The 19443-nt window shown below is 46.9% G+C and carries 17 protein-coding genes and 1 other annotated feature; of the genes, 11 read left to right on the top strand and 6 right to left on the bottom strand.

Annotation, left to right across the window (positions count from 1 at the left end):
• Window positions 1-10: 10 nt before the first annotated feature.
• A complete protein-coding gene (locus tag ACFO4U_RS06150; RefSeq protein ID WP_159562544.1) occupies window positions 11-2473 on the bottom strand; it encodes a transglycosylase domain-containing protein in 2463 nt (820 codons plus the stop codon).
• A 169-nt stretch (window positions 2474-2642) separates the two neighbouring features.
• Window positions 2643-2840, top strand: a binding site (T-box leader).
• 47 nt (window positions 2841-2887) lie between these two features.
• Between ACFO4U_RS06150 and tyrS the strand changes: the two genes are divergently transcribed.
• Both tyrS and ACFO4U_RS06140 read left to right on the top strand, forming a co-directional pair.
• On the top strand, window positions 2888-4135 hold the full coding sequence (gene tyrS / locus ACFO4U_RS06145; RefSeq protein ID WP_215243808.1) for a tyrosine--tRNA ligase: 1248 nt from the start codon (window positions 2888-2890) through the stop codon (window positions 4133-4135).
• Between the two features lie 95 nt (window positions 4136-4230).
• Window positions 4231-4857, top strand: a complete 627-nt coding sequence (locus tag ACFO4U_RS06140; protein WP_159562542.1) for a GTP pyrophosphokinase — start codon at window positions 4231-4233, stop codon at window positions 4855-4857.
• Between the two features lie 35 nt (window positions 4858-4892).
• Here ACFO4U_RS06140 and rpsD read toward each other — a convergent pair whose 3' ends face one another.
• Window positions 4893-5492: a 30S ribosomal protein S4 gene (gene rpsD, locus ACFO4U_RS06135; RefSeq protein ID WP_031423120.1), complete on the bottom strand. Its 600-nt coding sequence runs from the start codon at window positions 5490-5492 to the stop codon at window positions 4893-4895.
• 223 nt (window positions 5493-5715) lie between these two features.
• Window positions 5716-6198, bottom strand: a complete 483-nt coding sequence (locus tag ACFO4U_RS06130) for a GAF domain-containing protein (protein ID WP_012726740.1) — start codon at window positions 6196-6198, stop codon at window positions 5716-5718.
• Between the two features lie 238 nt (window positions 6199-6436).
• Here ACFO4U_RS06130 and ezrA point away from each other — a divergent pair, with 238 nt between their 5' ends.
• Window positions 6437-8167 (top strand): septation ring formation regulator EzrA, encoded by a 1731-nt coding sequence (gene ezrA, locus ACFO4U_RS06125; RefSeq protein ID WP_215243809.1) that lies wholly within the window; start codon window positions 6437-6439, stop codon window positions 8165-8167.
• Window positions 8168-8241: 74 nt separating this feature from the next.
• Window positions 8242-9813: an amidohydrolase gene (locus tag ACFO4U_RS06120; protein ID WP_215243810.1), complete on the top strand. Its 1572-nt coding sequence runs from the start codon at window positions 8242-8244 to the stop codon at window positions 9811-9813.
• 48 nt (window positions 9814-9861) lie between these two features.
• Here the strand turns inward: ACFO4U_RS06120 and ACFO4U_RS06115 are convergent, their stop codons facing one another.
• Complete coding sequence (locus ACFO4U_RS06115) at window positions 9862-10680, bottom strand: NAD kinase (protein ID WP_214691264.1); 819 nt, start codon at window positions 10678-10680, stop codon at window positions 9862-9864.
• Window positions 10681-10829: 149 nt separating this feature from the next.
• On the opposite strand from ACFO4U_RS06115, the gene tpx reads away from it, so the two are divergent.
• The 4 genes from tpx to ACFO4U_RS06095 all read left to right on the top strand — a co-directional run bounded on the left by tpx (window position 10830) and on the right by ACFO4U_RS06095 (window position 14650).
• Window positions 10830-11318, top strand: a complete 489-nt coding sequence (gene tpx, locus ACFO4U_RS06110; RefSeq protein ID WP_074036494.1) for a thiol peroxidase — start codon at window positions 10830-10832, stop codon at window positions 11316-11318.
• 96 nt (window positions 11319-11414) lie between these two features.
• Window positions 11415-12308 (top strand): class I SAM-dependent methyltransferase, encoded by an 894-nt coding sequence (locus tag ACFO4U_RS06105; protein ID WP_074036496.1) that lies wholly within the window; start codon window positions 11415-11417, stop codon window positions 12306-12308.
• A 119-nt stretch (window positions 12309-12427) separates the two neighbouring features.
• Window positions 12428-13639 carry an acetate kinase gene (locus tag ACFO4U_RS06100; protein WP_012726734.1) on the top strand — a complete coding sequence of 404 codons (1212 nt, stop codon included), beginning with the start codon at window positions 12428-12430 and terminating at the stop codon, window positions 13637-13639.
• Between the two features lie 408 nt (window positions 13640-14047).
• Window positions 14048-14650, top strand: coding sequence for a 3D domain-containing protein (locus tag ACFO4U_RS06095; RefSeq protein WP_214690724.1), 603 nt, complete (start codon window positions 14048-14050; stop codon window positions 14648-14650).
• A gap of 54 nt (window positions 14651-14704) precedes the next feature.
• On the opposite strand, the gene ACFO4U_RS06090 is transcribed toward ACFO4U_RS06095, so the two are convergent.
• Complete coding sequence (locus tag ACFO4U_RS06090; RefSeq protein ID WP_012726732.1) at window positions 14705-15142, bottom strand: universal stress protein; 438 nt, start codon at window positions 15140-15142, stop codon at window positions 14705-14707.
• Between the two features lie 183 nt (window positions 15143-15325).
• On the opposite strand from ACFO4U_RS06090, the gene ACFO4U_RS06085 reads away from it, so the two are divergent.
• On the top strand, window positions 15326-16051 hold the full coding sequence (locus tag ACFO4U_RS06085; RefSeq protein ID WP_074036502.1) for an SDR family oxidoreductase: 726 nt from the start codon (window positions 15326-15328) through the stop codon (window positions 16049-16051).
• A 10-nt stretch (window positions 16052-16061) separates the two neighbouring features.
• A complete protein-coding gene (locus tag ACFO4U_RS06080) occupies window positions 16062-16784 on the top strand; it encodes a metallophosphoesterase family protein (protein ID WP_215243811.1) in 723 nt (240 codons plus the stop codon).
• A 44-nt stretch (window positions 16785-16828) separates the two neighbouring features.
• On the opposite strand, the gene ACFO4U_RS06075 is transcribed toward ACFO4U_RS06080, so the two are convergent.
• A complete protein-coding gene (locus ACFO4U_RS06075) occupies window positions 16829-17926 on the bottom strand; it encodes a M24 family metallopeptidase (protein ID WP_196430906.1) in 1098 nt (365 codons plus the stop codon).
• 165 nt (window positions 17927-18091) lie between these two features.
• Here ACFO4U_RS06075 and ACFO4U_RS06070 point away from each other — a divergent pair, with 165 nt between their 5' ends.
• Window positions 18092-19402, top strand: a complete 1311-nt coding sequence (locus ACFO4U_RS06070) for a DRTGG domain-containing protein (RefSeq protein ID WP_074036504.1) — start codon at window positions 18092-18094, stop codon at window positions 19400-19402.
• Window positions 19403-19443: the final 41 nt, after the last annotated feature.

Here is a 19443-nt window from a genome sequence, read left to right as displayed (position 1 = left end):
GACCCTTTGTTTATTCACCGTTAGCATCAGCATCTGCTTCTTCTTCAGCTTGTTGTTCGGCTTCTTGTTTAGCCTCTTCTTCAGCTTTCTTCTTCGCGTCTTCCTCAGCTTTTTTCTTTGCTTCGGCGTCTGCTTTTTGTTTAGCTTCTTCTTCAGCCTTTTTCTTAGCGGCAGCATCGGCAGCAGCCTCTTGTTTCTTCTCCTCAGCTTCTTTCTTTGCTTCTTCGGCCTCTTTCTTGGCCTCTTCTTCTTTCTTCTTCTCTTCCTCTTCTTTTTCTTTCTCTTCTACTTTCTTCTTCTCAGAGAATGAACCTGAGTCTTGGAAGTCTTTTGAAGTGACGGTTGAAGGTTGTGAGAAGCGTGCGCTGACGCCTAGAGCTTCTGGGTCATCCGCATAGACACGATTCATCGTTTGCGACCAGATGCGCTGTGTCCGTTGATAGTAACGTCCATAATCCCAACCATCTAGCATTGAGAGGCGTTGTGAATCATAACCTGACCAGACAGCGAGTGTAACGTTCGGGTTCGACCCGACCAAGTACGAATCACGTTGATCGTTCGTCGTACCGGTTTTACCCATCCAATCGCCAGGAACGCTGAGCAATGATTGTGCATATGTCGCAGTACCTGACGTGTAGACGTCGCGGAGCATATCCACCACGAGATAAGAGGTACGTTCTGTGAAAATACGCGTTTTCTTCGGCTTCGCTTCGTAAATGACTTCACCTTGATATTCGATTTCTTGGATGAAGTACGGCTCCACGTGTTCACCGTAATTTGCTAGCATCGCATAAGAGGCGGCCAAATCGATTGGCTTGACTTCCCCGGTACCGAGTGCCATCGCTGAAGCATAACGGTTTCCTTCAGATACCGGAATCCCCATGTCGACTAATTTCTGCGTATCAGCAGGTTTTTGGTTACGTTCTTCATAAATCTTAACAGCCGGAACGTTCAAGGAGAGCTTGAGCGCATCGCGTACTGTGACAGCACCGCGATACGTTTTCCCTTCGTTTTGAACTTGTTTCTTCGGTTGTCCCGGACCAGTAAACTTATAGAAATACTCCTCGTCAATGATTTGAGTGGCAGGTGTAATCATGCCAGCTTCAATCGCATTTGAATAGACAAGAATCGGTTTTGCAGTCGATCCGATTTGACGTTCTGCCCAGAAAGCACGGTTCAAATCGTCGGTCTTGCCATTGATGTAGCGACCTCCGACGAATCCGAGTACTTTCCCGGTCTTATTCTCAATCATGACAGAAGAGGTTTGTTCAGGAAGTGTGCGGTTCTCATCTTTAATCGTTTGATTCGGTCCGAAGTTGCCAGCGTTTTTAGCCGGTTGTTGCATCGCTTCGTGAATTTCTTTATCCAATGTCAAACGGATGTTGAACCCACCTTGACGCAACATGTTATGAGCACGCTTCGCATAAGTCGAACGGACAGAGTCCTGTTCCTCCGAGCTCAACTCATTGATTTCAATTCCATCTTGCTCCAATAGATAATCCGTTACGATTTGGCGTGCTTGAAGTTCTGCTTCGTCTACCACGTACGGATATTTGTCGCGAGGCTTCGTCTGAGTCTGCATGAAGTCTTGCGTGATGTCGTAGTTATAAGCGGCATCATATTCTTCTTTCGTGATCTTTCCTGCAACGTACATGCGGTTCAATACCGTTTTCATTCGGTTAACCGCACCCGATACGTCCTCTTTGATGACGCCACCTTGATAGTAAGGTGTGTAGAAGAATGGGTTTTTTGGGATACCGGCAAGGAAAGCGGCTTGTGGAAGTGTCAATTTCTCTGCCGAAGTATTGAACACACCGCGAGCGGCGGCCTCAATCCCTGAAATGTTACGTCCCATCGAGTTACGTCCGAATGAGACGACGTTCAGATAGGCGTTTAAAATTTCATCTTTGTCCATCGCCTTCTCTAGACGAAGGGCGAGTAATATTTCTTTTGCTTTCCGTTCGAAAGATACTTCGTTCGTCAACATTTGGTTTTTAATCAATTGTTGCGTCAACGTTGAACCACCCGTGCGATCTTCAGATCCTGTTGCTTCTTGTAAAATAGCGCGTAACGTCGCTTTTGGAACGACGCCATCGTGCTCATAGAATTCGACATCTTCCGTCGCAAGTAGTGCATCGACAACGTATGGAGAAACTTTTTCTACTGGAATCGGGATTCGTACCTCATCGGTCGTATAGTTCCCGATGCGCTCCCCGCTTCCGAAGTAGATATTGGAAGTCGATGTATACGTATTGATTTGCGCAGTCATCGTTTTATAAGCCGGGGTCGGCATATCTTTGACGAGTGACGCGAAATATCCGACACCAATTCCAGCACCTAAAAACCCGATGAGTACAACAGAAATGATGGTCAGGAGTAGGACGTTCCACGACACATCATACATAACATTGGCATAACGACGTACTTTCAATGACGTCGGATTATTCCATAAGTCTCGAATCTTCTGCAGCATGACAGCCTCCTTAAATATGGTGTAAAACTATTTTAGACAGTAATATATTCGATTATAGCACAATTCAACCTACACCTTACCTCGAAACCGAAGTCTCGTGCAAGTTTCATTGTAAGAGTTGACAAGTTGAAAACGATGCTTATAAAATGAATAGCATAGTCAACAAGATAATGACGCTGTGAAGAAAGCGAAGTAGTCGACGGGCCTCTTGTCCAGAAAGCTAGTGGTTGCTGTGAACTAGCCAATGTCAATCGATGAATTACACTTTTAGAGCGTGCCTTCGGGCCGGTTCGAGACCGTTATCTCTCGCTCAAGCGGTCGCAAATTGCGACAAGTAGGGTGGTACCGCGGAATCTCCGTCCCTTCTCATATGAGAAGGGACGTTTTTTTATGTCAATCGAAGGAGTGGAACAAATGGAACTATTAAACGATTTAGAGTTTCGAGGACTTGTCAACCAAATGACAGATGAAGAAGGATTAAAAGAACAACTCAAACAACCGACGACGTTATACACGGGATTTGATCCGACGGCGGACTCGCTTCACATCGGGCACTTGCTCCCGATCTTGACGCTGAAACGTTTCCAGCAGGCCGGCCATCAGGTCATCGCGCTCGTCGGTGGGGCGACAGGGATGATTGGTGACCCGTCTGGTCGTTCGGATGAACGTTCACTAAACACGTTGGATACGGTCAAGCTCTTCTCCGATCGCATCAAGGATCAGTTGAGCCGATTCCTTCCACTTGAAGGGGAGAACCCGATCACGATTCGCAACAACTACGAATGGACGGAAGAGATGTCAATCATCGACTTCCTGCGCGACATTGGGAAGCACTTCCCAATCAGTTACATGCTCGCGAAAGACTCTGTCGATTCACGTATGGAGAACGGGATCTCGTACACAGAGTTCTCTTACATGTTGCTCCAATCTTACGACTTCTTGAAACTATACGAGACAGAGAAATGTCGTCTTCAAGTCGGTGGAAGTGATCAATGGGGGAACATCACGGCAGGTCTTGAATTGATTCGTCGCTTTGGTCACTCTGAAAAAGCGTTCGGTCTCACCGTGCCACTCGTCACAAAGTCGGACGGACAAAAGTTCGGGAAGACAGCGGGCGGTGCGGTTTGGTTAGATGCGGATAAGACGTCGCCATATGAGTTCTACCAGTTCTGGATCAACGTCGACGATGCAGATGTCATCAAGTTCATCAAATACTTCACGTTCATGTCGCATGAAGAGATTGAGGCACTTGCAGCCGAAGTGACAGAAGCGCCTGAAAAGCGCGTGGCACAGCGCCGACTCGCAGAAGAGATGACAAAGCTTGTCCACGGTGAAGCAGGACTTGAACAAGCGGAGCGCATCACGAAAGCGTTCTTTAGCGGAGATTTGACGTCGCTTCAACCGGAAGATATGGAAGATGCGTTTAAAGGCATGCCGCAATTCGAACTTGACGGTGAACGCAACCTTGTCGACCTCATCGTCGAAGCGAAGATCTCACCATCGAAACGTCAGGCACGTGAAGATGTGACGAACGGAGCGATTTACTTGAACGGCGAACGTGAACAAGCGCTCGATAAAATGATTACGCGCGAAGACACGCTCGGTGAATTCACCATCATTCGCCGTGGTAAGAAGAAATACTTTGTGATTCGTCACGTATAATCACGATGTCCGTTCCTCATTTGTTGAGGAATGGACTTTTTTATACATGACGTGTGGTTCGGATTTGCTAAAATGGGAAGATAGGAGGGATGGCGATGGAGATAGAAGAATTTTTCGGTGAGCAGTTCCATCAATGGCGCGAACACTTTCGTTATTATGAAATGGCGATCACGGAACTTGAGAGCGATCTCGGGATCATCGACTTGGACTGGCAGACGAGACTCGGGTATTCACCGATTGAACATGTGAAGACGAGAATGAAGACATTGCCGTCCATCGTGCGCAAGATGAAACGGAAAGACTTGCCTTTGGAAGTTTCGGCGCTTTGGGAACATGTGCACGATGTGGCGGGCATTCGGATTGTTACGAGCTTCCGCGACGATATTTATGAAATCTTGCGACATCTAGAGGCGCGAGATGATTTAGATATCATCGAAATCAAAGATTACATCAAACATCCAAAACCGAGCGGGTATCGGAGCTTACATCTCATCGTGAAAACGAAAGTCTACTTGGCAGAACGAATCATCTGGGTGCCTGCGGAGATTCAGATTCGGACACTCGCCATGGACTTTTGGGCGGCAACGGAACATAAGCTTCAGTACAAATATCAACATGCCGTGCCAGAATCATCGAAAGAAGAGCTGATTGAAGCGTCACTCATGGCGGATGCCCTCGATACGCAAATGGGACGCATTCGGCAAGAAATTTTGAAGAAATAAAAAAATCCCCTTCGTGAAGAAGGGGATAAAAAGCATTAACGTGAGTAGTACTCGACGATGAGTTGCTCTTTGATTTGGTCGTTGAGTTCAGCGCGTTCTGGGAGACGTACGAATGTACCTTCGAGTTTCTCAGCGTCAAACGATACGAAGTCTTTTGTAGCTGGTGCTACTTCAAGTGCTTCAGCGATTGCTTTTACGTTTTTCGACTTTTCACGAACAGCGATAACTTGACCTGGTTTTACGCGGTAAGACGCGATGTCAACGCGTGATCCATCAACAGTGATGTGACCGTGGTTGACGAGTTGGCGTGCTCCACGACGTGTGCGAGCGAGGCCGAAACGGTAAACGAGGTTGTCAAGGCGTGATTCGAGCAAGAACATGAAGTTCTCACCGTGGATGCCTGGCATTTTACCAGCATCGTTGAAGATGCGGCGGAATTGCTTCTCGTTCACTCCGTACATGTGACGAAGTGCTTGCTTCGCTTGAAGCTGAAGACCGTATTCTGAGATTTTCTTACGACCATTTCCGTGTTGACCTGGTGCGTAAGGACGTTTTGCTAATTCTTTACCCGTTTCGCTAAGCGAGATGCCTAAGCGACGCGAGAGTTTCCAAGCTGGACCTGTGTAACGAGCCATGATTGGACTCCTCCTTGTTGTTCATGTATTTTGCACAAAAGAACAACGGTGTCAAAGACGAGTAACGCCCCTTTCTAGGTGCAAGCACCTTCACTTGATAGCGAAGCTACGAGATGCCCCTCCGACAAAAGTCGAGGCCCGAAAGGTGGATACGTTTGTCTGTGACTGCTATCGTCATTTCATGCACAAAGATGAGTATACGATGAATACCATCTCTTGTCAATCAAATATAGCGAAGAAGTGTTTCGCAAAAACGTTCGAGTCCTTGACGGTCGATTTCTGAGAAACGGTCGAACTCCGGGCTGTCGATATCGAGCACGCCGATTGTTTTCCCGTCACGTACGAGAGGGACGACGATTTCAGAATTCGAAGCCGCATCACATGCGATATGACCAGGGAATTGATGAACATCGGCCACGAGCTGTGTTTCTTGTGTAGCTGCCGCAGTTCCACAAACCCCTTTACCGAACGCGATGTGAACGCAAGCCGGGAGTCCCTGAAATGGTCCTAAGATTAGACTGTCTTCAGAATCAGTCACGTAGAATCCGACCCAGTTGATCCGATCTAAAAATTGGTTGAGTAAAGCGCTGGCGTTGGCAAGGTTGGCCACTGTATTTGTTTCGCCCTCTAATAATGCGGCGAGTTGCTTGTTTAATAGTTCGTAACCGGCTGTCAAATCACCTGAGTACGATGTCGTTTGGAACATATAAATTCCCCTCCATCTTTCGTGTTTTTAGAATTTAGCATTATGGTACACGCAAATTTAAGATTTGTCTTGTTAGAAAGTTCCGAAAAAATGAACAATCTCCACTGAAACCATTGGAAAACCTATGCAAATCGTTGGTTCTATAATATGATTAGGTATATCTATTCTTATAAAATACTTCTTTTTTTAATATAAAGGTACATAAGTCCACGAAAGCGGCTTGGAGGTTGTGACAAAGATGGATTACGGAATTTATGGATTAATCATTGGAATCATCGTCGTCGTATTAGGCGGCATGTTGGGGAGTATGCTCATTCGAAGGAATTTTTACCAAAAAATTGACGACTTGGATATGAGGAAACAAAGTGTGCTCAGTGCGAGCATACCCGTCGAACTCCAGAAATTCAAACAGTGGCCGATGGAAGGGGAAACAAAAGAAAAGTTTGATCGTTGGCATCAATCTTGGGATGAGTTAGTCAGTGTACATGCAGGTCAAATCGATGAAGCGTTATACCGGGCTGAGGAAGACTTGGATAAATATCGTTTCATGAAAGTCAAAGCTGACTTGAATGCAACTGAACAACTCATTGAAGAGCTCGAGACGATGGTACACGCCATGCTCGATGAGATGGATGAATTTACGACGCATCATACCTCGCTTATGGACATTGTGAAGCAGGATGAGAAAGAGTTGTATCAGTTCCGCAAGACATTGAATTCACAAAACCATGCGTTCGGACCAACCTATGCATTGGTGGAACAAGAGATTGCCGCTGCCGAGGCGAAACGCAGTGAGATGATCAACTTAAAGCAGGTCGGTCAAGTTTCTGAAGCATTTGAAACCGGACAAGCCTTATCGAATCAAGTAGGACACATCCGTGAACTGATTCGGATCATTCCGCAATTTGTACGTACGGTTCAAGTGGAACTGAAACAACAACTTCAACAACTCCGGGCTGGACATAAAGAAATGCAAATGGACGGGTATGCGCTTGAACCACTTGGATTAATGGAAGAAATCGATCAAGCGGAAGATCGTCGAGAAGAGTTGATGGCTCGAATCGAACGCTTGGAATTTGATCATTTTGAAGAGGACATGCAACAGTTGAGCTCGGATATCGATCAATTATTCGAAGCATTCCGAACAGAGGTCGATGCCCGCCAATACGTGAAAAAAGAATTTGCGACGATACAAGAGCGCGAATTGCAATCTAGCGAAATCATGAATCACTTACAGACGGAAATGTCTCGACTTGTAAGCAATTATGAGATCAATGCACGCGTCGGAGAAGAATTCGAACAATTAGAACGTGAACGAACGACTCTCACGGCGAATGTACTTGATATTGAACAAGCTCTCGTCGCGCAAATGTTACCGTTTAGTATGATCAAATCCAAAGTGCAGGAAGCGAAACGGTCACTTGACCAATTCAGTGCCATGCATGAGCGTTTCATTGAGGATACGAATTCATTACGTAAAGAAGAGCTTGAGGTCCGTCACAAGTTAGAAACGTGGAAAAAAGAATTGTCTGGGCATCGTCGCCTGTTAGCGAAAAGTGCGATGCCGGTTGTTCCGAATGATCTGTCAAACGACTTACGTCAGCTCCAAAAAGGTGTCCAGTCGTTAGACGAACAGTTTGACAAGGCACCGTTCAACATGACGTATATCGTCGGCCTTAGCCATGATGTCGAAGAGATGATGGACAACTTCCGTGACCGTGTCCATGCACTGATTCGTCAAGTGACGTATGCGGAACAGTTGCTCCAATATGCAAACCGCTTCCGTCGCCGTGACAACGAGGTCCATATCGCCTTGACGCTTGCGGAAAACAAGTTCTTGCATGGAGAGTATGGCACTGCGGTCGAAATCGGTGAGCGGGTGCTCGGTCGATTCGATGAGAACGGAGCCAATGAAATTCGTCAACGTGTGGATAAAGGGTTAGAACAGCAGGAATTGCTAAAAAAATAAACGATGCATAAAGATTGACGGAAACGGGAAAAACGTAGACGTCAATCTTTTTTCAATCAAGGAGGAATCGTCAGATGGGTACACTATGGGTCAACGGGAACATCTACACATTGAATAAACCAGGTGAGATGGAACGTGCCATGTTTATTGAGCATGGACGCGTCTTGAAGATGGGGGATGAGGGACATCTCCGACGTACATATGCGGGTCGCATCGAGGAGATTGTGAATTTGGAAGGAAAGAGTGTGTATCCGGCCTTTACCGATTCACATATTCACCTTGTCGGATACGGCGAAGCGCTCGACCGTGTCGATGCGAGTGAAGCGACGGATCTTCGAGAATTACTTGAAACGATGAAGCAACGAGGGTCGGACGACGATTGGATCGTCGCAGAAGGGTTTGATGATCGTCTGCTCGGTGACATGCCGACACGCGAGATGATTGATGAAGTGATTGACGACCGTCCTGTCGTGTTGAAGCGTGTCTGTCGTCACGTAGCCGTCGTGAACTCGAAAGGACTTGAACGACTTGGACTGATCCACCATACGGTGATCGAAGGTGGAAAACTTGGGCGAGGTGAAGAAGGCAAATTGAATGGCGTCCTATATGATGCTGCACTAGATCTCTTATATAAAGAATTGAGTGGGAATCGTAAGAAAAATGCCGCTTCTCTTCGCCGGGCAATCGATTCATTATTCGCACATGGAGTCGTTGGCGCCCATACGGAAGACTTGTTCTATCATGGAGATCCACTCGAGACGATTCAAGCGTACGAAGATGTACTGGATGAACTTCCGTTTCAAGCACACCTTCTCGTTCACGAACAGGTGGTGGATCGTGTCATCCAGCAAGATGCGATGACGCGTCGGAAACGGTTTGACTTCGGTGCGATGAAACTCTTTGTCGACGGTTCGTTCGGTGGACGCACCGCTCTGTTATCTGCACCGTATGCGGATGATCGGAGTCAACGAGGAATTGAAGTGCATCGACCAGATCATCTCGAGGCACTTGTGAAAAAAGCACGAACATACGGGATGAATGTGGCAGCGCATGTGATCGGTGATGCGGCGGTTGAGCAATTTGTCGGCCTGCTTGAAAAGTACCCTGCCAGAAAAGGGACACGAGATCGAATTATCCATGCCTCTTTATTGAATGACTCATTGATCAACCGAATCAAATCATTGCCTGTTTTGATTGATGCACAGCCGGTATTTTTATCGGATGACATGGACATGCTGTTCGAGCGGTTGGGCAATGAGCGTGTGCATGATGTCTATCGATTCAAGTCTTTACTCGATACGGGAGCATTGGTGTTAGGAGGAAGTGACGCGCCGATTTCATCTGTTGACGTTCGAAAGGGATTGTTTGGAGCGGTGATGCGACAATCGTTTCACGGGTCGAGCACGCTAAATCCGAGTGAACGTCTTTCGATGTATGAAGCTCTTCGCAGCTTCACATATTCGCCTCATGTTGCTACAGGGACGCACGGAAGAAACGGGCTATTGGTTCAAAGCTACAATGCCAACTTCACAGTATGGGATGAAGATTTCTTTAAATTGAGTGGGGAAGACATCCTGCACAACCGTCTTGTCATGACTGTCGTCGAAGGGCAACCAGTGTACGAAGCAGAAAAAGCCACGCTGTAAAAAAAGAGTTGCTTCATCCGAAAGGGATGAAGCAACTCTTTTTTTACATCAGAAGAATGAACGTTGCACTTTATGCCAGAACGAGTTGGTCCGAAGCTTGACAGTCTTGATGACCTGGTCCGAGAGTTCGATATCGATTCGGTCTGTGTACTTCAAGCTGAGCGCCTCGTTATCCATCCCAATAATCGGGTAGTCGTTGCCGTCTTCGACGATGCGGAGTGACAACTTACGCGAATCATGAACGATAAAGGATGAGCCGAGTGTGCGATAGCGATTGTTGTTGACCGAAGCGATCTCACTCACTTGCATACATGGGATGAGTGGGTCGACGACCGCACCGCTGAGAGATTTGTTATAGGCAGTCGATCCCGTCGGCGTCGATACAACCATTCCGTCCCCACGGAATGTTTCGAAATGTAGATCGTCGATATAGACCTCGATGGCGAGTGATTTGATAATACTTGATTTAATCGAAGCCTCATTTAAACAGAGGAGCGGTGTCGATTCGTTGATCGATGCTGAAAGAAGTGGATACTTCCGGACTTCGAGACCTTCTTCGATTCGCATCGAGTTGTCCGAGAAGAGGCGGTCGACTTCATCGAGTTTATGTATGTCGAAATCACAATAAAACTCGTTCAATCCACGACCGAAGCCAACGTAGATGGCGTCTTGACGAAAGCCTGTGTAGCGAACCGCCTGTAAAAATGCCCCGTCCCCGCCGACTGCAGCGATGATGTTCGCGTCCTCCGGTTGATTTACGATGTTGAACCCGTGTTTTTCCCCGATTTCTCTCAGTTTCTTCACTTCTTTTGTGAATTCGTTGACGTTACGATGGTACAAATAGACGTTGTTTCTCATCTGAGTCATCCCCTTTGTCAATGGTGTCCTCTTTATTATAACGTGTTTCTTCCTACCGATATAGGGAAAACTGAAACAGAGCCAAAAGCAGGAAGTTTGTCAAAGGCTCAAGTTCATCGATATGATGAACGAGTAACTACAACAAAGGGGATGAGTACATGCCAACATTTAAAGGGAACAACGTAACATTACAAGGAAATCCAGTGAAGGTAGGAGATCAAGCTCCTGATTTCCGCGTCTTGACGACTGCTTTAGAAGAAGTGACGTTAGCAACCTATCCGGGGAAAAAACTAATCAGTGTCATTCCTTCAATCGATACAGGCGTATGTGATGCACAAACGCGTGAGTTCAACGAAAAGGCCTCATCACTCGGTGGTACAGTCTTGACTGTATCGAACGATTTGCCGTTCGCACAGCGCCGTTGGTGTTCTGCATCTGGTTTAGATAACGTAGTCACCCTCTCGGACCACCGCGATCTTTCGTTCGCAAAAGCATATGGTGTTTTAATTGAAGAAATGCGTCTCCTTGCGCGTTCTGTATTCGTCGTCGATTCGAATGGCGTTGTCCAATATGTACAATATATGGATGAAATGACAGATGAAGTTGATTTCGCGGCGGCACTTGAGGCGTTCGAACAAGCGAATTGATTCGTTTGGCGAAATTGATTAAAATAGCTTACACTAGTACGTGAACCGACCGGTCCTCTCATGGGGGCCGGTTTTGTATGGAAAGGATGAACGAAAATGGAACGTTTTGAACAACTCTATCGTGATTGGAAGAAGGAAGCGAAGAAACTGGTCAACGACCTGGATGTATTACCGATCGAGGCACTCGTCCAAGTATTTGACCATGTTGACATTGAAAAAGAGAAGATGGACGATGTCCGTAAAGCAGTGAGTTTACTCGTCTTGGAAGAAACGACACAACTCCCCCCGAACAATCAACCGACACCGGATGCGGTCAGCCTATTTATGGGTTATCTAGCTTCGAAGCTACTTAAGGAAAACGCGACGATTCTAGATTTAGGTAGTGGGACAGGTACGTTGACGCACGCCGTTCTCTCTCAGTTAAAAGATGCGACAGCGCAAGCGGTCGAAGTGGATGAACTGTTGCTTCGTCTTTCCTATTCCATTAGTAACTTGTTAGGAGAACCAGTATCCTACTTCCATCAAGACGCCCTTGCTCCTCTGTTTGTTGAACCGAGCGACCTTTCCGTTGCTGACTTGCCAATCGGATATTATCCAAATGATGAAGTGGCAGCCGGATACGACATGAAACGAGAACAAGGACATGCCTATTCGCATTTCCTCTTGATGGAACAGGCGATTCGCCATACGAAACCAGGTGGGCATGGATTATTTGTCATCCCGAACAATTTGTTTGAACAGGATGACGAAGGGAAATTAAAACAATGGATGGACCGTGAGGCTGTTGTGAAAGGGGTCATTCAACTTCCGACGACGATGTTTAAAGACGAACGTTACGCGAAAAGCTTATTGCTCCTTCAAAAAGTAGGAGAAGGCGTCACACGGCCAAAACAAGCGCTATTTGTGGAACTTCCGTCATTCACTGATGTCAGAGCGGTAGCCAATGTTGTGAAACAGATTGATGATTGGTTCAAAACAACTCAAAAATAATGGACAAAATACTTGAAAAAGGTATGCAAAATCAAGTATCTTCATTATGATACAGTTATCAGTTTTAAATTGAACAGATAAAGATATGCGTTTAAAACGAAAGGTAAGAGGTGTATGACATGACGAAAATTATGGCAGTCAATGCGGGTAGTTCATCGCTCAAGTTCCAGTTACTCGAGATGCCAACGGAAGAGTTGCTCGCAGTCGGACTTGTAGAGCGTGTAGGGAAAGAAGATGCGATTTTTACAATCAAGTACGGTGAAGGACAGAAGTTCAACGTGGTCACACCACTTCACACGCACAAAGAAGCGGTTGAATTGACGTTGGAGAAGTTGATCGAATTGGATATCATCCAATCATTCGATGAGATTTCTGGTGTAGGTCACCGTGTGTTACACGGAAAAGAGTTGTATGCGGATTCGGTCGTCATTGACGATGAAGTCATGAAGAACATCGAATCGTTCACAGAACTCGGACCACTTCACATCCCACCAAACTTGACAGGTATTCGTGCATTCCAGGCAATTTTGCCGAATGTCCCACAAGTAGCGGTATTCGATACAGCGTTCCACCAGTCAATGCCTGAAGAGAATTTCTTGTACAGTCTTCCTTATGAATACTATACAGAACATGGTGTACGTAAATACGGCTTCCACGGAACGAGCCACAAGTATGTCACACAGCGTGCGGCAGAACTTCTCGGTCGTCCGCTAGAAGACTTGCGTTTGATTTCATGTCACCTCGGTAGCGGTGCATCGATCGCTGCAGTAGCAGGTGGTCGCTCAATCGATACAACGATGGGCTTCACACCACTCGAAGGAATCACGATGGGAACGCGCTCAGGTTCTTTGGACCCGGCCCTCATCCCGTTCTTGATGCAAAAAACAGGGAAGTCTGCTGAAGATGTATTGAACGTCATGAACAAAGAGTCTGGCGTGTACGGTCTTTCTGGTATCTCAAGTGACTTGCGTGACATCGAGCAAGCGGCTGCAGAAGGCAACCATCGTGCAGAAGTTTCATTGAAAATCTTCTCGAACCGTATTCACGGTTACATCGGTCAATATGCGGCTGAAATGAATGGTGTCGACGCCATCATCTTCACAGCGGGCGTCGGTGAGAACTCGGACGTCATCCGTGAACGCATCCTTCGCGGTCTTGAATTCATGGGTGTCTACTGGGATCCTTCACTTAACAACGGTGCTCGCGGAAAAGAGTTGTTCATCAACTATCCGCACTCACCAGTTAAAGTCATCATCATCCCGACGAACGAAGAATTGGTCATCGCGCGCGACACGGTACGCATTGCAAACCTTGTCGAAGCACACGCATAATACGAAACGAACCCACGTTACTTCGTGTAACGTGGGTTTTTTTCATGAGTCTTTTTTACTAATATCAAGAATCGTAAGTAGGACAAATGTTTTCTCCTTTGTAACATTAGGCGCTTCATTTACATCGTTTTGCAATGTTTATGTCATGAATAAACCATATATTGGATTTTAATTTATAAAAATATCTCGTATTCGATTTAAATGTCAATCTAACACGATAAACCTTTAATTTTGACATCGATTTGTAATGTTCGTGTCACTCAAATGAACAGGAAGTGTAACGGCACTGACTGATGTTTCGTCATATAGTTATCTGGACGAAATATTCAATTGGAGTGACAAGTCACTCGTTCGATAGATGATGATATGAAATGAAACCAAATTGACGAAGAGAGGACGAATAAACGTATGTTGAAAAAAATCATGACGCTCTTACTTCTCGCCATCGCCGTATTTGCATTTGCTCTACCCACTTCACCAGTAGAAGCAGCTACGAAAAAAGTATATGTTGCAACAAAGTCAGGTTCGAAGATGGTCTATGCAGATGGGAAATCAAATGCACGAGTGATTGGGAAGATGACGGCGAGTGATCGTCTTCAACGTACAGGTTCTCGAGGTGCTTGGATTCGCGTGAACTATAAAGGGAAGGCCGGATGGGTTCCTACAAAGAACTTACGTACTGTAAGTGCTCCTAAACCGCTCAAACCAGCAAGCGTGAAGACGTATACGATGAAAGCGTCCGCATATACACCGTACTGCAAGGGTTGTTCAGGTAAGACAGCACTTGGATGGAACGTTCGTACCCAAAAGCGAAATGTAGTCGCGGTAGACCCGCGCGTCATTCCACTCGGAACGAAAGTGCAAGTATTCGTAGGGGGCAAGTCGATGGGTACCTACACGGCAGCTGACACTGGTGGCGCCATCAAAGGAAATAAAATTGACATCTTAATGTATTCGCAAAATGCAGCGATTCAATTTGGTCGTAAAACGGTTACAGTCAAGGTGTTATAATGCATAGGAAAAGGGTCTTGCGATTGCGCAAGACCCTTTTTGATGGATGGGTGATTATTGACGAACGATAAGGACGTCACATTTCGCATAACGGACGATGCTTTCAGAAACGCTTCCGATAAAGAACCGTTCAACGGCGTTTAAACCTGTCGCACCACAAATAATAAGATCAATATCATGGTTAGGTGCAATCTTTTTCGCAATCGTCACTTTCGGGGAACCGTATTCAATCACCGTTTCGACTTCTTTTACGCCACGCTCTTTCGCGCGATTGACATAGTCTTCAAGTAACTCTTTCGCATATGTCTCGGCACGCTCTGTGATTGTGCGGTCGTAAGCTTCTACAGTCGCAAACGTACGCGTATCAATCACATGACCAACGTACAGTTTTCCTTCGTTACGAATCGCGACATCGATTGCTGTTTCAAATGCACGTTCTGCCTCTTTAGAGCCGTCAACGGCAGATAAAATGTGTTTGTATACAATTGCCATGTAAATCCCAACCTTTCGCTCGAAATATACGTTCGGCTTACATATATAGTATACCACTTCTTTCAGTTTTCACGCTTTTTCGCCATGAAAATGCGTGAATTTTTTCATGACGATGTTCACGACATGTCCAAGTTTGGAATTCGTGTGAAAGAACGGGTAAAATAAGGCGGAGGAGGTAGGGCGATGAAACATGTAATGATTACATCTGGTGCCAAAGGGATCGGACGCGTAGTGACGGAGCGTCTGTTACAAGATGGGTGGCACGTCAGCATTTTGCAACGGAATCCGATTGACTGGGAACATGAACGGATACATATGATCGAGGCCGGATTGACGGACCGCGAACAACTGCTCTCAGCCTATGAGAAAGCGGTCGAACGTTTTGGTGAACCGAACGCCTTGATTTTAAATGCAGGTCCATATATCTTTGAGCGGAAACCGCTCGTCGAATTGACAGACGAAGAGTGGGACGAAGTACTCACGGGCAACCTGTCCGCCTCATTTTGGTTGATGCGTCGTGCGATTCCTTCCATGCGCTCAAATCGATTTGGACGCATCATCTCGTATGGGTTTCCGGAAAGTGGGACGGCCCCTGGCTGGATCCATCGTTCTGCGTTTGCCGCTGCAAAGACGGGACTCGTCAGTTTGACAAAATCGGTCGCGCTAGAAGAGGCCCCGTTCGGGATTACGGCGAACATGGTCAATCCGGGCAATATCGTCGGCTCTCAAAAGGAGATGCGCATTGATGAAGCGGAAGTGGATGAAGGAACTCCGGTCGGTCGACACGGGACAGGAGAAGATATCGCGCGTTTGATTTCGTTCTTATTACAAGAAGACTCGGACATGATCACAGGTGCCATCATCGATGTGACAGGCGGCGTCAACGTCGTCCATCAATACCGAAAGTGAGGGGAACGCGATGAAGATTGGAGTGGTCACGGACGTTCATGGAAATCTCGAGGCGTTGGAGGCTGCACTTCAAGTCATGGATGCGGAGCGGGTCGACGTCATCTGGTCGCTCGGTGACATGATTGCAATGGGACCGGACTCTAATGCGGTCATGGAGCGTTTGTTAGACCGGGGAACGCATATGATTTCTGGGAATCATGATGAAGCGGTTCTTTCCCTTTTGGCTGGACACGGTCATCCAGAAAGTTATGCTCATACGCGCCCACACCATGAGTGGGTTGCACGTCATCTAGAGACTCGATATGCAGATGTCATCGAATCCCTTCCACGAACAATGTCCGTCAAAATGGTTGGCGAAACGGTGTTCGGCATTCATTATCATATCCCGACCGAACGACGCCACGCCACGATTGTCGAAGAACCGTTTCACGAGATTCTCGAACCGACACTGGAAAATATGCAGCGACTGTATGGAGCATATACAGGAGAAATCGTGTTATTCGGACATCACCATCCTGTCCATCTGTTTGAAGATGACACCAAGCGCTACGTCAATCCTGGTGCGCTCGGAGTGGCGAAAGATGACCTGGCTCGCTTTGCCATATTATCTGAAGGAGAAACCGGGATTGCTCTTGAACTGAAGGCGGTCCCATATGACAAATGTGCCTTTTTAGAGAAGATGGAACGTTATGACGTACCGCAACGGGATGTCATGCTGCGCTTGTTTTATTAAGATATGTAAAAAGTGCGATCCTTGAGAATGGATCGCACTTTTTGTCATTCAATCTCTTGAAGAGTTTTCGGATAACTCGTCAATGTGATGGGACCACTTTCTGTCATGACGAGATCGTCTTCAATACGGACTCCGCCGACTCCCGGTAGATAGATACCCGGTTCGACTGTGAACGTCATCCCGACTTGGGCGGTCATGTCATTGTTCGCTGCCATCGAGGGGTGTTCGTGTACTTCGATTCCAATTCCGTGACCGATTCGATGAGTGAAGTATTCACCATATCCTGCAGACGTGATGACTTGTCGTGCCGCGATATCGATTGCGCCGAGTGTCGTACCGACGTTCGCCATCTCGATTGCGGCTTCCTCAGCCTGAAGAACCGTTTCGTAAATCTCACGTTGTTTGCGACTCGCCTCACCGAAGACAACCGTCCGTGTGATGTCTGAACAGTATCCCTGCCAGACGACACCGAGGTCGAACAAGGCAAAATCTCCTTTTTTCAAGCGGTTGTTGCCTGGGACACCGTGAGGGTCGGCACTATTCTCACCGAACAAGACGAGCGTGTCGAACGACATTTCACGGACGCCTTGCTGTTTCATGGCGTATTCAATATCCGCGATGACCTCGAGTTCTGTCACGCCTTCACGGAGGGAGCGGATCCCGGCTTCGATGGCCATATCTGCCAACTCGGCGGCCCGCTTCATGATCCGGACTTCATCCGGTGATTTGATCATACGTAACGTTTGGAGCTCGTCTGTCAAATCGATAATTGACAGACCGGCAAAACCGGCGCGAAGCTGCTCGACTCGGTTGAATGTCAAATGCTCCCCTTCGATTCCGATTCGTTCAGGAACGATTTGGTTATCGAGGAATAACTTGACGATTTTGTCCCATGGGTTTTCATGGTCCATATACGTCACGATTTCACCTGACCAGTCACTCGCTTCGACAATCCCTTTTTCAAGTGCTGGGCAGATGATGGCAGTTGTGCCGTTCTTCAAAACTAAAATGGCGATCAATCGCTCGTGCGCTTCCGCGTATACTCCCGAGAAATAGAACACGGATGCTTTCGACGTGATGAATGCTGCATCTAACCCTTTTGTCGCTAGAGATTGTGCAATTTGATTGGTGCGTTGATTCAAGTTGAATCCCTTCCCTTCTACCTCTTACGTTGACTACTCGTCTATTATAGCTGTTTCGAAAACAGAAAGGAAATGTTGCAATTTGATTGGTACAGTTTGAACTAGTTCGACTGATACAGTATACTGAATAGAGTAGAAAATGTATTGAGAGAAGGGACTCCGCGTATGACCACAAAACATGAACAGATCATAGCACATATCGAGTCACTCGATGTAGGGTCAAAAATTTCGGTCCGCCAAATCGCCAAAGAGTTGGCTGTATCAGAAGGTACGGCTTATCGGGCCATCAAAGAAGCTGAGAACCTAGGTTTCGTATCAACCATTGAACGGGTGGGGACGATTCGGATCAAGCGAAAACATAAAGAAAATATTGAAAAGCTGACATTCGCCGAAGTCGTCAATATCGTCGATGGTCAGGTGTTGGGCGGACGTAACGGTCTCCACAAGACGCTATCGAAATTTGTAATCGGTGCCATGAAGCTCGAGGCGATGATGCGATATATCGATGTCGACTCACTCGTCATCATCGGGAACCGCGAGAAAGCGCATGAACTCGTCTTACAATCAGGTGGGGCTGTGTTGATCACAGGGGGATTCGACACAACGGATGAAGTGAAACGAATGGCAGATAAGTATGATATGCCTGTCATTTCTACATCCTATGACAGTTTTACCGTCGCGACGATGATCAACCGAGCCATCTATGACCGTCTAATCAAAAAAGAGATTTTACTCGTCTCAGATATCGTCATCCCGCTCCACGATACGTTCTATCTGAAGTCAGATGACACAGTGAAACGTTGGCACGAGCTGAATGAACGGACGAAACATAATCGGTATCCCGTCATCGATGAACAGATGAAAGTGGTCGGCGTGATCACGGCAAAGGATGTCATTGATAAATCACACGACTATGATATTGAGAAGGTCATGACGAAAAGTCCGATTACAGTAGGCGTACAAACGAGTGTCACCAATGCCGCGCACCAGATGGTGTGGGAAGGGATCGAGATGTTACCTGTCGTTGATAACTACGGACGTCTGCTTGGGATTATTAGCCGCCAAGATGTGTTGAAGGCGTTGCAACTGGCGAATCGACAACCGCAAGTCGGTGAGACGTTCGATAACATGATCACGAACCAGCTGAAAGAAGATCCTGCATCGAACGGGACGGCCTTCACGGTTGAAGTGGCCCCACAGATGACGAGTCATATGGGGACCGCCTCATCTGGCGTGTTGACGACCTTGTTGGTCGAAGGGGCGACGCGAAGTCTACGTCATATGAAGAAAGGCGATCTCGTGGTTGAGAATATCACCGTCTATTTCATGAAGCCGATTCAAATTGAAAGTCAGATTCGAGTGTCGGCCCATGTCTTCGACCTCGGTCGGAAGTTCGGGAAAGTGGATGTGGAGATGACGCAAGGGACACAACTTGTCGCCAAAGCGCTCGTCACGGCACAACTCATCGATCGGTAATAAAAAGAGCACCTGCTACAGCGCGTAGCGGGTGCTCTTTT

The organism is Exiguobacterium profundum, assembly GCF_042652865.1.
Lineage (GTDB): Bacteria > Bacillota > Bacilli > Exiguobacteriales > Exiguobacteriaceae > Exiguobacterium > Exiguobacterium profundum.
This window is presented reverse-complemented; position numbering and strand designations above follow the sequence as displayed.